At 66.3% G+C, this 14,724-nt stretch carries 9 protein-coding genes and 2 pseudogenes; 6 read left to right on the plus strand and 5 right to left on the minus strand.

All coding sequences use genetic code 11. The annotated features are described in order from the left end of the window. Positions 1 to 164: 164 nt before the first annotated feature. Entirely contained in the window at positions 165 to 863 is a 699-nt protein-coding gene (yihA, locus tag KME82_RS02335) for a ribosome biogenesis GTP-binding protein YihA/YsxC (RefSeq protein ID WP_215497097.1), read from the plus strand. A gap of 379 nt (positions 864 to 1,242) precedes the next feature. Then, positions 1,243 to 2,076 (plus strand): tetratricopeptide repeat protein, encoded by an 834-nt coding sequence (locus KME82_RS02340; RefSeq protein WP_215497098.1) that lies wholly within the window; start codon positions 1,243 to 1,245, stop codon positions 2,074 to 2,076. Positions 2,077 to 2,124: 48 nt separating this feature from the next. Here KME82_RS02340 and KME82_RS02345 read toward each other — a convergent pair whose 3' ends face one another. Together KME82_RS02345 and KME82_RS02350 are read right to left on the minus strand one after the other, a co-directional pair. Further along, on the minus strand, positions 2,125 to 3,006 hold the full coding sequence (locus KME82_RS02345) for a DUF2007 domain-containing protein (RefSeq protein WP_215497099.1): 882 nt from the start codon (positions 3,004 to 3,006) through the stop codon (positions 2,125 to 2,127). 121 nt (positions 3,007 to 3,127) lie between these two features. Then, positions 3,128 to 4,780, minus strand: a complete 1,653-nt coding sequence (locus KME82_RS02350; RefSeq protein WP_252255595.1) for an alpha-amylase family glycosyl hydrolase — start codon at positions 4,778 to 4,780, stop codon at positions 3,128 to 3,130. A gap of 301 nt (positions 4,781 to 5,081) precedes the next feature. On the opposite strand from KME82_RS02350, the gene KME82_RS02355 reads away from it, so the two are divergent. The 4 genes and pseudogenes from KME82_RS02355 to KME82_RS02365 all read left to right on the plus strand — a co-directional run bounded on the left by KME82_RS02355 (position 5,082) and on the right by KME82_RS02365 (position 11,547). Beyond that, positions 5,082 to 7,901, plus strand: a complete 2,820-nt coding sequence (locus KME82_RS02355) for a TonB-dependent receptor (protein WP_215497101.1) — start codon at positions 5,082 to 5,084, stop codon at positions 7,899 to 7,901. 503 nt (positions 7,902 to 8,404) lie between these two features. Further along, positions 8,405 to 9,109 (plus strand): annotated as a pseudogene (locus tag KME82_RS26960) (MFS transporter); the annotation flags it as partial. A gap of 120 nt (positions 9,110 to 9,229) precedes the next feature. Continuing rightward, a pseudogene (locus tag KME82_RS26965) lies at positions 9,230 to 9,865 on the plus strand (MFS transporter); the annotation flags it as partial. Next, positions 9,862 to 11,547 (plus strand): alpha-amylase family glycosyl hydrolase, encoded by a 1,686-nt coding sequence (locus tag KME82_RS02365; RefSeq protein WP_215497103.1) that lies wholly within the window; start codon positions 9,862 to 9,864, stop codon positions 11,545 to 11,547. The pseudogene KME82_RS26965 and the gene KME82_RS02365, both read left to right, overlap by 4 nt. A gap of 414 nt (positions 11,548 to 11,961) precedes the next feature. On the opposite strand, the gene KME82_RS02370 is transcribed toward KME82_RS02365, so the two are convergent. The 3 genes from KME82_RS02370 to KME82_RS02380 form a co-directional block, all read right to left on the minus strand. Then, positions 11,962 to 12,993 (minus strand): LacI family DNA-binding transcriptional regulator, encoded by a 1,032-nt coding sequence (locus tag KME82_RS02370; protein WP_215497104.1) that lies wholly within the window; start codon positions 12,991 to 12,993, stop codon positions 11,962 to 11,964. Between the two features lie 100 nt (positions 12,994 to 13,093). Next, positions 13,094 to 14,014: an ABC transporter permease subunit gene (locus tag KME82_RS02375; protein ID WP_215497105.1), complete on the minus strand. Its 921-nt coding sequence runs from the start codon at positions 14,012 to 14,014 to the stop codon at positions 13,094 to 13,096. Continuing rightward, complete coding sequence (locus tag KME82_RS02380) at positions 14,014 to 14,724, minus strand: VIT1/CCC1 transporter family protein (protein ID WP_215497106.1); 711 nt, start codon at positions 14,722 to 14,724, stop codon at positions 14,014 to 14,016. Before KME82_RS02380 ends, KME82_RS02375 begins: the two co-directional genes overlap by 1 nt.

Consider the following 14,724-nt stretch of genomic DNA (forward strand, 5'->3'; position numbering starts at 1 on the left):
GGCTGGCTTGCTGCTGAAGAGGCTGGCTGAAAGGCGGTACGGGGCGGCTGGGCCGACACCGGAACCTCGGAATTATCTTCGCCGGCCGTGATCGGGTCAACGCGGGTTCACCCGGATGTGACCGGAAGGGCAAGTATTCCGGTGCGCCGTGCGATCCTACCCGCATGACCAACCACCTCGCCCGCGCCCGCTATCTGATGTCGGCGCACAACGTCAAGCAACTGCCGCCCGATGGCGGTTTCGAGGTCGCATTCGCCGGCCGCTCCAATGCCGGCAAGTCCAGCGCGCTCAATGCCATGTGCCAGCAGAACGCGCTGGCGCGGGTGTCCAAGACCCCGGGCCGCACCCAGCAACTGGTGTTCTTCGACGTCAGCCTGCCTTACCGCGGCCCCGATCCGGCGCCGGAACCGGACAAGTTCCTGGTCGACCTGCCCGGTTACGGTTACGCCAAGGTGCCGCAGAACCTGCAGGCGCACTGGCAGGCGTTCCTGGACCGCTATTTCCGCACCCGCCAGGCCCTGCGCGGGCTGGTCGTGGTGATGGACATCCGCCACCCGCTCAAGGACTACGACCGGCAGATGCTCGGTTACGCGGTCAGCCGCGACCTGCCGGCGCACGCGCTGCTGACCAAGGCCGACAAGTTCGGGCGCGGCCAGCAACAGCAGCAGCTGATGATGGTGCGCAAGGAATTGAACGCGGCCTTCGGCGACACGGTCAGCGTGCAGACCTTCTCCGGCGAGTCCAAGCAGGGCGTGGACGAAGCGCGCGAGAAGGTGATGGGTTGGCTGGGGTTGCTGCCGAGCGTGGCACCGACGCCGCTGGCCATTCCCGAAGCGCTGTTCCCGCCGCCGTCGGACGAGTAGGCCATCGCGCCGCGCGATCGCCGTCGCGGCAGGGGCTGCGTGGCAGGGGCTGCGTGGCAGGGACGGCATATGTGGGAGGGGCTTCAGCCCCGACGCTCTCCTCTCAGATCGCGATCAGCCAGCGAATCTCTGGCTTGTGTCGAACACTGATCGAAAAGCATCGGGGCTGAAGCCCCTCCCACAAAAAACCTCGTGCCTTCGCTGCGATCGAAAAGCACAGGCGCTGGAACCCGCGTCCCTCCCGACCGCCGGCGTTTGTGACCGCTGGCCGCTTTCGCACCACGCTTCGCGTTACTGACTGGGTGACTCAAGGACCTTCGCGCATCGGCGCGAAGACCCGGCCTGCCCGTGCAGGCCCCGGCCCAGGACGCGATACCGCATGGACACGATTGCCGATCCGCAAACCATCCTCGCCGCGGGCGCCTACGGCACCGCGCTGCTGTTCTTCGCCTACGGCGCCTACGCGCTGCTCAAGACCAAGAACGCCGAACAGAACAAGAACGTGCGCTGGTATCTGGGCATCGGCGCGATCGTCGTGGTGGCGATGATCGGCTTCGACACGCTCAAGAGCTGGCGCGGCGGCGAACGCGTGACGCCCAATGTCTACCTGACCTTCTCGCCGCGTTTCGCCGCGGTGAAACTGCCCGATCCGGTGATCGAATACAGCGGCCAGACCCTGGCGCCGAACGCGCCGATCCGGATCGCCGACAACAACAGCAGCATCAACATCTCGGTCGATTCGATCATCGAGTCGGTCAAGGGCCTGCAGCAGAACAACCAGCAACTGCAGAACGCGCTCGGCAGCGCCGCGCTGGCCAGCCAGCCCAGGGAACTGGCCGAGGAAATCGCCGCCGCGTCCAGCGCCGGCCAGGACCCGTGCAAAAGCGGCGGCGACGCGACGCTGTGCGGCTGGAAGCAGTTGTCGAACGGCCAGTTGGCCAACGCGCAGCAAACCCTGACCCAGGCGGTGAAGGACGCGCCGGCCGACGATCCCAAGGCCCGGGCCACCGCGCTCAGCGGGCTGGGCGAGATCTATGTCGGCCAGGGCCGCATCGAGGAAGCCAGGATCGTGCTGAAGAAAGCCGCCGATCTGGGCAACACCGGCGCGCAGAAGCGGCTGGACACGCTGGTGCTGCCGCCGCGGACCACGCCGGTGCGGCCGCTCACGCCGGTGGTTGCGCCGCGCGAGGCGCGCGGGGTCCCGACGAACTGATGGGGACGGTTGCCCGTTGCGTCGCGGCGCGCAGGCGCCGCGGCCAGCTCAGGGCCGAGGCAGCGCCCGGGTCGCTGTGACTTCACCAATCGCATCGTAGCTGCGCTCGATGTCCATGACGCCGTCGCCATCGCGGTCGAGCTGGTCGTCGACCAGGCGACCGCCGACATAGCGCATGCGCTTGATGACCCGACCCTGCTTGTCCTGCCATTCCTGCACTTGCACCACGTCGAACAAGGACCGATCGCGGTAGTCGGGTTCGCCGTCGCCGTCGTAGTCGATGGTGTAACTCGACAGCTGGTTGTGTCGATAGGCGCCTTTGCCTTCGCGGTAACCGTCGAAGTCGTCGTCTCGTTCGAGGATCGAGGTCAGCCCATCTTCGTAATACACGATCTGGTCGATCTTGCCGTCGCGGTTACGGTCGGTTTCCATGCGCTCAGGCAGACCGTTGCTGTAGAAGACCGTTTCATCGGTTTTGCCGTCGCCATCGAAATCGTAGCGTCCAGTGAACGGTTCGGGCCGTTTCGCGGCACCGGTCAGCACGGCGCCGATGATTCCGCCGACGACCAGCGCGAGCACGAGGCTGGGTACGCCGAAGCGGCTGCGTGCGGGTTTTGAACGGTGCAGCGGTGCGTAGAGGTTGGCGTCTTTGTCGGGCTTGGCCGCGGCCGTGTCGCCCCGCCCATCGTCGGGCGCCTCGTCCTTCTCGTCGTCGTCGGGCACCGCCGCCTGCCATTTTTCGATGATCGCGCGCGCCTCGACGACATGTTCGTCGGCCACTTCGACCCGTACCGAGCCGCCGACCGGCAACACGTCGGCGCCGCCTTCCAGTACATCGCCGAACACGAACGATTCGATTCCTTCCTGCGCCAACAAGCCACGCACAAGCTGCGCGTCGGCCGAATGGGCCGCGTGATAGACGATCTGCATCGAGTCCCCCTGGCGCGCGGCGACGCGCTCGCGCAGGCGAAGTATGCATCGGTGCGATGGAGCGACGCACGAAAGCCGCGCTGCCATCAGCCGCGGCGCGCAGGCAGAACCGATGCGCCGATCAGCGTCCGGCGCGCGCCGCGTAGATGCCGTAGGCCGGCAGGATCAGCCGCCCGTCGACGACCCGGCCCTGCGGCAGGCCGTGCCCCAAATCGGCGGACCAGCCCGTCATCGCCCCGAGTTCGAGCCCGGCCTCAATGCCGCCGAGATTGAACGCCATCAGCATCGCCTCGCTGCCTTCGCCGCGCACGAACGCGATCACCGGCTCGGCGCTGTCGACGAAGGCGATCGCGCCGTCGAGCAACGCGGCATGGCGTTTGCGCCAGCTCAGGAAACGGCGGAAGCCGTTGAGCATCGAATCGCGATCGGCGTGCTGGGTGGCGACATCGAGCCCGCGATGGCTGGCCGGAATCGGCAACCACGCCTCGCCGGTGCTGAAACCGGCGCGTTCGCTCGCGTCCCACGGCAGCGGCGTGCGGCAGCCGTCGCGGCCCTTGAAGGTCGGCCAGAACGCCTTGCCGTAAGGGTCCTGCAAGGATTCGTACGGCACCTCGGCCTCGGGCAAGCCGAGCTCCTCGCCTTGATACACGCACACCGAGCCGCGCAGCGAACAAGTCAACGCACTGAGCATGGTCGCGAAATGCGCCGGCCTGGCGCCGCGGCCCCAGCGCGTGACCACGCGCTGCACGTCGTGATTGGAAATCGCCCAGCACGGCCAGCCTTCGCGCATCGTGCCTTCCAGCCGCTGCACGGTGTCGCGGATGTGGGCGACGCTGTAGTCGTCGGTCAGCAGTTCGAAGCTGTAGCCCATGTGCAGGCGGCCGCGACGGGTGTATTCGTCCATGGTCGCCAGCGAGTCTTCCGAGGAAATCTCGCCCAGGGCCACCGCGCCGGGGTATTCGTCCAGCAGCGCGCGCAGGTCGGCGAGAAACGCCAGATTCTGCGGCTGGGTGTTGTTGTAGTGGTGGTACTGGAACGCGTACGGATTGTCCGGGCTGAAGCCGCGGCCCACCCGCTGCGCCGGCGGCTTGGCCGGGTTGTCGCGCAGTTGCGCGTCGTGGAAGCAGAAGTTGATCGCGTCCAGGCGCAGGCCGTCGACGCCGCGGTCGAGCCAGAAGCGCACGTTGTCGAGCACCGCCGCGCGCACCGAGGGGTTGTGGAAATTCAGGTCCGGCTGCGACGACAGGAAGTTGTGCAGGTAGTACTGCTGCCGGCGCGGTTCCCAGCGCCAGGCGACGCCGCCGAACAGCGACATCCAGTTGTTCGGCGCGGTGCCGTCCTCGCGCGCGTCGGCCCACACGTACCAGTCGGCGTAGTCGTTGTCGCGGCTTTCGCGGCTGCGCTTGAACCACTCGTGCTCGTCGGAGGTGTGGCTGAGCACCTGGTCGATCATGACCTTCAGGCCCAGCGCATGCGCCTTGGCCAGCAGCCGGTCGAAGTCGTCGATGCTGCCGAACAGCGGATCGACCGCGCGGTAGTCGGCGATGTCGTAGCCGAAATCGGCCATCGGCGATTTGAAGAACGGCGAAATCCAGATCGCGTCCACGCCCAGGTCGGCGACATAGCCGAGCTTGTCGATGATGCCGGGCAGGTCGCCGACGCCGTCGCCGTCGAGGTCGCGGAAGCTGCGCGGATAGATCTGGTAGATCACCGCGCCGCGCCACCACAGGTCGTCGCGCGGGTGTGGATCGGTGGAAAGGCTGACGGCTGACAAGTGACGCCTCGGATGTCGATGCTGGGGTCGGTCGCGGCATTCGTGCTGCACCGCCGCGATGGACGCCAGCTTACCGCCGCGAACCGGCGCGCCCCGAGCCTGTGCATACGTATTCACCCGGCAACGGGCCGACGAAGTGCGACATGAATGCGACTTCATCCCATGAATACGTATGCAGAACCCGCTGCGGGCGCGATCGCTTGCCTAACATGCGCCTCAGACCGAGGGCGTACGCCGCCCAGGCAACCGCAGCGCGCCGCAGTGCGCGCGCGGACGACACACAGCGCTTCTGGAGGGGAGCATGTCGAGACTCAAGTCGGCCACGCCGCAATCGCAATTCAATCGCCATCTGTTGACGATGGCCCTGGCCTCGCTGGGGCTGTGCAGTTCGTGGACGGTGTGGGCGGCCGACGCGCCGGCGCCGCAGGACGCCGCGCCGGTTGCGGGTCAGGCTACGGCGCCGGCCGCGCAAAGCGCCGCGCACGAACTCGACGCGGTCCAGGTCACCGGCAACCGCCGCGTGCAGTCGATCCAGAAGTACGCCGGCACGATCCAGTCGTTCAGCGGCGAGGATCTGACCAAGCTCGGCATCAACACCGACTTCCGCAACCTGCAGGCCGTGGTGCCCGGTTTGCAGATCACCAAACAGGAAGGCAAGTACGAAATCTTCCTGCGCGGCATCGGCGCGGCCGATTCGGACTTCTCCTCCGATCCGTCGGTGGCGACCTACTACAACGGCATCTACCTGCCGCGTCCGCGCTCGATCGGGCCGATGTTCTTCGACGTCGACCGCATCGAGGTCAACAAGGGCCCGCAGGGCACGGTGCGCGGCCGCAACGCCACCGGCGGCTCGATCAACGTGATCTCCAAGCGTCCGGAGCTCGGCGTGACCAGCGGCGGGCTCAAGGTCGGCGCCGGCAACTACGACTTCACCACCGCCGAGGGCGTGCTCAACCTGCCGATCGGCGAGACCTTCGCGCTGCGCGCGGCGCTGTTCGACGAGGAGCGTTCCTCCTACATCAGCAACGGCTATCCCAAGTCGCTGTTCGACGCCGAAGGCCCGAGCGCGCTCGACAACCAGGCCGCGCGCCTGTCGATGCTGTGGGAACCCAACGACAAGTTCTCCGCGTTCGTGATGCTCGACAAGGTCACCGAGCGCGGCACCGGCGACCCGGGCCTGTTCGCCGAGCGCGGCCTGTCGGCGGGTTACGACATCAAGGACCTGGACGATCCGTTCAAGCAGTACTTCCGTACCCAGGGCAGCACCACCAACGACATCGAAGGCATCGCCGGCACCTTCACCTACGCCTTCAACGACAAGATCTCGGTCGAGTTCAACACCTCGTACCGCAAGTACGATTTCTACAACCGCAACGCCTCGCGCGAGTGGCAGCTCGGCCCGGTGTACCCCGGCTCCGAGCGCGAAGCCTATTTCAATCCCGAGCGCCTGGACTGGTACGACACGTTCTACCAGGCCGACAAATCCAGCTCGACCATCAACGAACTGCGTTTCTTCGGCGACACCGGCCGGGTGATCTGGTCGGCGGGCCTGTTCAACTACGAAGAAAAATACGACTACACCTCGTGGGACGTCGGCAACGGCTACTTCGGCGATTGCGACTGGTGGCGTCCGGGCACGATCTGCGGTTACCAGGACGGCCTGGGCGGCGAGAACCGCGGCGACAATTCCAAGGTCGAATCCAATGCGGCGTATGCCGATTTCAGTTTCGCCGCGACCGATTCGCTGCGCCTGATCGGCGGCATCCGCTACACCCGCGACAAGAAGATCGCGCGCGAATCCAACGTCAAATACCAGTTCATCATTCCCGAGGAACTGTTCGCGCAGTTCACCGGCCAGCCGATCAACACCGCGACCAATCCCTACACCACCGGCCTGATCCTGGGTTCGCCGGGCTTCCGCCTGGCGCCTCCGGGCAATCGCGGCGGCGGCGCGCCGAGCATCTGCACCGGCTGGTCTCCGGCCGACCTGCGTTGCGGGCCGGGCGGCAACACGCTGGACTATTTCCTCGGCGGTATCCAGAACTTCGGTGCCCAAGACAACTGGCAGCAGTTCCTGCAGCAAAACCGCGACCAGATCCAGGTGATCGCGCGTTCGGACTTCCCCAATGGCCGCAGCGAAGATATTTACGAAGATAGCTACGTCGACTGGCGGGTGGGCTTCGAATACGACCTCAATCCGCAGGTGATGGTGTACGGCACCGTGTCCACCGGCACCCGTTCGGGCGGCATCAACCGGCCGTTGCTGCTCAACGACGGCAGCGCGCTGGCGCCGACCTTCGAACCCGAAGAACTGACCTCGTACGAAGCCGGCATCAAGGGCGACTACGTCTGGGGCGAGACCCCGGTGCGCTTGAACGCGTCGGTGTTCTACTACGACTACAAGAACAAGGTGCTGCAGAACCTGATCGACGTGCCGGCGCCGACGCCGACCAATCCGAACGCGACCAGCCGCCAGGTGTTCAACGACAACGCCGCCAACGCCAGCGTGCTGGGCCTGGAACTGGAAGGCCGGGTCGGCCTGCCGCACGGCTTCAACCTGGGCTACAACTTCACCTATCTGGACGCGACCTTCGACGAGTCGAACGTGCTCGACACGCGTTCGGGCGGCCTGGGCCTGATCGTGCCGCTGGACGGCAACCGCCTGCCGAACACCTCGAAGTACAACGCCAACGTCAGCCTGTCGCAGACCATCGACATCGGCCGCGGCGCGCTGTCCTCGTTCGACTGGACGATCAACCTGACCTACCGCTCCGATTACTACCTGACCGCGTTCAACAGCCGCGGCTTCGGTCAGGACGCGAACGGCAACGTGATCGAGATCCCGCTGCGCGACATGCCGTTCAACAACGGCTCCAACCCGGCAGCGGGCGGCGGCCCGGCCAACGGCCTGGCGATGCGCGACGATGTCGACGGCTTCGTCACCGTCAACGTATCGGCCGGCCTGAACTTCGGCAGCGACAATCAGTTCCGCATCGACGGCTTCGTGTCCAACCTCACCGACGAGGTGTACTCGGGCAAGGGTTTCGTCAACAACGCGACCAATATTCGTTATTTGAATACGCCGCGGATGTATGGGGTGCGGTTCTCGTCGCAGTTCTGATGGGCGCGGGATTTGCGGATAAAGACAAATGCCCTGTTCTCGGATTCTTCTTCCGCTTGCGGGAGAAGGTGGCCCGAAGGGCCGGATGAGGGCGCGCGAATCTGGCTTGCGACGTAGGTTTCCAGTTCGTTGGCCCTCACCCAGCCCTCTCCCGCAAGCGGGAGAGGGAGTAGGGGGAACCGCCGGGGTCTGGCTTGATCGGCGGTCGCGATCGCCGCCTATGAAGGAGTGGCTTCGGTCGCTTTTTTCGAAGGGCGAGAACCGTTGAGTGTTGTCTTGACGATTCGTCGTATCCGAGCGTGCGACGTTTCTTCCGATTCGCGTCGTAGTACTGCCTGCTCGCGCTTGTCTTCCCCCGTCGTGTGGGGGATTGAGGGGGATTCGCTTTTGCCAGCCGAAGCCCGCGTAGCCACGCTTAACTTCGTGCCAGTATCGAGCCCATGACCGACAGCCAACGCGTCCCCTCCCGCAAGCCGCAGCTCTCGTTCTGGCAGATCTGGAACATGTGCTTCGGCTTTCTCGGCATCCAGTTCGGCTTCGCCCTGCAGAACGCCAACGTCAGTCGCATTTTCCAGACGCTGGGCGCGCCGATCGACGACATCCCGATGCTGTGGATCGCCGCGCCGCTCACCGGCCTGATCGTGCAACCCATCGTCGGTTACCTGTCCGATCGCACCTGGACCGGCCTCGGCCGCCGCCGGCCGTACTTCCTGATCGGCGCGGTGCTCGCGACGCTGGCGCTGATCGCGATGCCGAACTCGCCGTCGTTGTGGATCGCCGCCGGCCTGCTGTGGATGCTCGACGCGTCGATCAACATCTCGATGGAACCGTTCCGCGCCTTCGTCGGCGATCAGCTGCCGCAACAGCAGCGTGCCAGCGGCTATGCGATGCAGAGCTTCTTCATCGGCGTGGGCTCGGTGATCGCCAGCCTGCTGCCGTTCGCGCTCGCCCACTTCGGCGTCGGCAACACCGCCGGGCCCGGCGAGGTGCCCGACACCGTGCGCTATGCGTTCTACTTCGGCGGCGCGGTATTGCTGCTGTCGGTCGGCTGGACCGTGCTGCGCACGCGCGAATACCCGCCGGAACAGCTGCACGCCTTCGACGAGGCGCCGGTGCTGGCGCGGCCCGATCGCGACCGCGTGCGTTGCCTGCTGCTGGGCGCATCGTGGATGGTGGTCGGCGGCATCGCCGCGACCACGATCTCGATGCTCGGCTGGGATAAGCAGTTGTATGTGCTGGCCGCGTTGATCGCCGCGTTCGGGCTGACGCTGCTGCTGCGCGGCATGGTCGGCAACGCGGGCGGCTTCGCCTCGGTGATGGACGATCTGGCGGCGATGCCGACCACGATGCTGCGGCTGGCCGTGGTGCAGTTCTTCTCCTGGTTCGCCTTGTTCGCGATGTGGATCTACACCACGCCGGCGGTCACCCAACTGCATTACCACAGCAGCGACACCGCCTCGGCCGCGTACAACGACGGCGCGAACTGGGTCGGCGTGTTGTTCGCCGCCTACAACGGTTTCGCCGCGCTGGCCGCGATCGTGATCCCGCCGATGACCCGCCGCTGGGGCCTGCGCTGGAGCCATCTGTTCAACGTGTTTCTCGGCGGCGCCGGGTTGATCTCGATCGCGTTGATCCGCGATCCGCAATGGTTGCTGCTGTCGATGCTCGGGGTCGGTTTCGCCTGGGCCTCGATCCTGTCGCTGCCGTACGCGATGCTGTCCGACAGCGTGCCGGTGGCGAAGATGGGCGTGTTCATGGGTATCTTCAATTTCTTCATCGTGATTCCGCAATTGGTCGCGGCGAGCCTGCTCGGTTTTCTGCTCAAGCATCTGTTCGGCGGGCAGCCGGCGATGGCGCTGGTGATCGGCGGCGTGAGCCTGTTCCTGGCCGGCGTGTGCGTGCTGTGGGTACGCGAGCCGGGTCGGGCCGAAGACTTGGCCAGTGCCGCGCAGGCGCGCGCATGAAGGCTTTGACTATCGCGGTCCTGAGTCTGGCGTTGGCCGCCTGCGCGCATGGCGCGCGCGACGCGAAACCGTCGCGAGACTACTACGGCACCTTGGAGCCGATGGCGAGCGATGCGGTGTACTTCGTCGTCACCGACCGTTTCGTCAACGGCGACACCAGCAACGACCAGCGCGAGCAGGGCGGGCCGGACCCGGCGACGCGGACCTTCGATCGTCCGGTTGCGGGCGCGCCGCCCGGACAGAGCGACAACATCGGCTACCTCGGCGGCGACTTCAAAGGTCTGCTCGACAACGCCGCTTACATTCGCGACATGGGTTTCGGCGCGGTGTGGCTGACGCCGATCGTCGACAACCCGGATCAGGCCTTCACCGGCGGCGATGCGGTGACCTGGGGCGGCGCGTTCCAGGATCGCGGCAAGACCGGCTACCACGGTTACTGGGGCGTGGACTTCTATCGGCTCGACGAGCATCTGCCGAGCCGCGACCTGGATTTCGCCGGGCTGACCCGAGGGCTCAAGCGCCATGGCCTGAAGACCGTGCTCGACATCGTCGCCAATCACGGCTCGCCGTCGTTCACCATGCCGGTCGATCAGCCCAAGTACGGCGAGATCTATCGCGACGGCGTGCTGGTCGCCGATCACCAGAACCTGGCGCCGGAGCAACTCGACCCCGTACACAACCCGTTGCACCGGTTCTTTCATAACGAAAAGGACCTGGTGCAGCTGTCGAACATCGACGACACCAATCCGGCGGTGATGGACTATTTTGTCGGCGCGTATTCGCAATGGATCGACCAGGGCGCCGATGCGTTCCGCATCGACACCATCCGGCATATGCCGCCGGCCTTCTGGAAGAAATTCTCCGATCGCATCCGCGCCAAGCGGCCGGGCTTCTTCATGTTCGGCGAAGCCTTCGACTACAAGGCCGAGAACATCGCGCCGTTCACCTGGGCGAGCAACGGCGGGGTCAGCGTGCTCGACTTTCCGCTCAAGGAGCGGATGGCGCAGGTGTTCGGGCGCGAGCGCGGCGATTTCGCGCTGTTGGCCGAGCGGCTGTATCTGACCGATGGGCCGTACGCGAACCCGTACGAGCTGATGACGTTCTACGACAATCACGACATGCCGCGCCTGGATGCCAGCGACGAGGGCTTCATCGATGCGCACCATTGGCTGTTTACTGCGCGCGGGATTCCGGTGATCTATTACGGCTCGGAGGTCGGGTTCGAGCGTGGGCATGCGGAGCATGCGGGCAATCGCAACTATTTCGGACAGGCGCGCATCGATGCGGCGCGCGGCAATCCGATTCGCGAATCGCTCAAACGCATCGCGAAGGTGCGCGAAGCCTCGCCGGCCTTGCAGCGCGGCCTGCAGTTGAATGTTGAGTTGCGCGGCGATCGGGCGGTGTTCTATCGGGCGTACGAGCATGCCGGGCAATCGCAGATCGCCCTGGTGCTGCTCAACAAGGGCGATGCGGCGGCGCAGTTCGAGGTGCGCGAGTATCTGCAGGCCGGGCGTTGGCGTGCGGCCTTGGGTGGGGGCGAGGTGGACGTGGCCGAGGGTGGGGCGCTTCGCGCTTCGGTGCCTGCGCATGGGGTCGAGGTGTATGTGCTGGATCGGCCGGTGGTTCGCGAGGATCTTCGGGTGGCGCTGGATCATGCGATGAAGCGTGCGCGGCGGCGTTGAGTGGGCTGGTTGAGTTCGGCGTTATCTCACCAGAATGTCATTCCCACGAAGGCGGGCTCCGCTTTACTTCGGCGGAGCCGAATATCCAGAGGCTTTAGCGTCATCTTTGCAGGACGTCATTCCCGCGAAGGCGGGAATCCAGAGCCTTTAGCGCCATCCTTCCAGACCGTCATTCCCGCGAACGCGGGAATCCAGTGACTTCAGGCGTTCTCGCACCAAAGGCACTGGATTCCCGCCTTCGCGGGAATGACGGTAGGTAGGATTGTCGTGACTGGTGACTGGTGACTGGTGACTCGGAGCGTGAAGCTGGCGAACTGGCGGACAGCATGGCCAACAGCCAACAGCCAACGACCAAATGCCAACGACCAATAACCAACAGCCAACGACGCAACTAAACCCAACTACCCACCCGCCTCACTCCGCCCCACACGACTTGCGCACCACCAACGTCGTAGGCAACCGGATACTCTCCGCCGCCTCCCCGCGCACCAACCTCATCAGCGTGTCCACCAGCAATTCCCCGGCCTGCTTGGTGTCCTGGAAAATCGTCGTCAGCGGCGGATGGGCGAAGCGCGCCATCGGGATGTCGTCGAAGCCGATCACCGACACGTCCTCGGGCACGCGTAACCCGCTTTCGGTCAGCGCGCGCATCGCGCCCAGCGCGATCAGGTCGCTCGCCGCGAACACCGCGTCGAACGGCAGCGCGCGCGCGATCAGTGCGCGCGCGGCGGCGTGGCCGGCGTCCTCGGAGCTTTCCGCGTCGACCTGCAACGCGCGATCCATCAGCAAACCAGCGTCGCGCAAGGCACCCTCGCAGCCGAGAAAGCGATCGAGGAATTCGGGGTAGTGGGTGGACGCGTCGCCGAGAAACGCGACCCGCTTGCGTCCCAGCGAGACCAGATGCGCGCCGGCCTGGCGGCCGCCGCCGATGTTCTCGCAACCGATCGACAACCCCGGCTGGTCCGGCAACACCGCGCCCCAGCGGACGAAGCGGGTGCCTTGCTCGACCAGTTTCTGCAACTTGCCCTGATAGGCGAGGTAATCGCCGTAGCCGAGCAGGATCAGCCCGTCGGCCTTCATGCTGTCTTCGTAGTCGCCGGCCCAGTCGTCGGACAGCTGCTGGAACGAGATCAGCAAGTCCTGGCCGTGACGCGCGCAGGCGCGGGTGATCGAGCCGAGCATCGACAGGAAGAACGGGTTGATGTGCGATTCGTCCGGGGTCGGGTCCTCGAACAGCAGCATCGCCAGGGTGCCGGAGCGTTGCCGGCGCAGGCTGGAGGCGTGACGGTCGACCTTGTAGTTGAGCTCGCGCACCACCGCTTCGACCCGCTTGCGGGTCTCGGCGTTGACCAGGGTGCTGCCGCTGAGCACGCGCGACACCGTGGCCTGGGACACGCCGGCCAGGTGGGCGATGTCGAGCGAGGTGGCTTTCGACTTCTTGCGCATGGGGCGAGTGTAGCGGTGAAGCGGGAATGGGGAATCGGAAAGCTGAGCGTCGCGGCAGGCGGAGCCGATTCCCGATTCCCCATTCCCGATTCCCGCCGCTTCAACGAGGATCCATCCACCCCCGCAACGCATCCACCACCACGTTGATCGCCACGATCAGCGCGCCGATCACCAGCACCACGCCGAGCACCAGGGTGTAGTCGCGGTTCAAGGCGCCCTGGACGAAGTAGCGGCCCATGCCGGGAATGCCGAACACCTGCTCGACCACCGCCGAACCGGTGACCACGTTGATCAGCGCCGGCGACAGCCACGCCACCACCGGCAGTAATGCCGGCTTGAGCGCGTGCGCGAACAGCAGGCGGGTGTCCGACAGGCCGCGCGCGCGCGCCGCGCGCAGGTAGTCGGCCGACAGCACGTCGAGCATCGAGGCGCGGGTCAGGCGCGCGCAGTAGGCGATGTTGGGCAGCGCCAGCGCGATCACTGGCAGCACCACGTTGTTCCAGTCGCCCCAGCCGCCGGCCGGCAGCCAGTGCAGCGTGACCGCGAACAGCAGCACCAGCAGCGGCGCGACCACGAACTTGGGCACCGCCAGGCCGAGACCGGCGAGCAGCATCAGCGCGCGATCGGTCCAGCCGCCGGCGCGCAAGGCCGCCCACACGCCGACGATCACGCCGATCAACACCGCCAGCAGCAACGCAAGGCCGCCGTTCAAGGCCGACACCGGCAGCGCGTTGGCGATCAGTTGATTGACGGTGTAGTCGGGGTATTGGAACGACGGCCCGAGGTCGCCGCGCAGCGCGTCGCCGAGCCAGCCCAGGTATTGCATCGGCAGCGGTTGATCGAGCCGGTATTGCGCGTCGAGCGCGGCCTGCACTTCCGGCGGCGCGGCTTTCTCGGTGTCGAACGGTCCGCCCGGCGCGGCGCGCAGCAGGGCGAAGCACAGCGTCGCCAGCAACAGCAGGGTGATCAGCGCTTCCAGCAGGCGCGAGGCGAAGCGTGCGGGCAAGGAGTCGCCGCGCATCAGACGTGTACGTCGAACAGGCGGCCGACCACGCTCGCCGCGGCCATCGCCAGCGCGCCCCAGAACGCGACCCGCAGCGCGCCGCGCAGCACCGGTGCGCCGCCGGTCCAGGCCGCGAGCGCGCCGGAGATCGACAGGCCGATCAGGGTGATCGGGATCGCGACCGCTTCGGTTCGGCCGGTCGGGGCCAGCAGCACCGCGGCGATCGGCAGCACCGCGCCGGTCACGAACGCCGCCGCGGAAGTCAGCGCCGCCTGCACCGGCCGCGCACGCAAGGTGTCGGTGATGCCCAGTTCGTCGCGCGCATGGCTGCCGAGCGCATCGTGCGCGGTCAGCTGTTGCGCGACTTCGTGCGCGAGCTCCGGACTCAACCCGCGCTGCACGTAGATGCGCGCGAGTTCGTCCAGTTCGCTTTGCGGATCGTCGTCGAGTTCGCGCTGCTCCACCGCGATGTCGGCGCGTTCGGTGTCGGCCTGCGATTGCACCGACACGTATTCGCCGGCCGCCATCGACATCGCGCCGGCGACGGTGCCGGCGATGCCGCTGGTCAGGATCGCGGCCGGCGATGCGCCGCTGGCGGCGACGCCGACCACCAGCCCGGCGATCGAGACGATGCCGTCGTTGGCGCCGAGCACGGCCGCGCGCAGCCAGCCCACGCGCTCGGAGCGATGGCGTTCGGGATAGCGGCTGCGCGATTGCGGTTTGGTCAT

The sequence above is a fragment of the Lysobacter capsici genome (genome assembly GCF_018732085.1).
Lineage (GTDB): Bacteria > Pseudomonadota > Gammaproteobacteria > Xanthomonadales > Xanthomonadaceae > Lysobacter > Lysobacter capsici_A.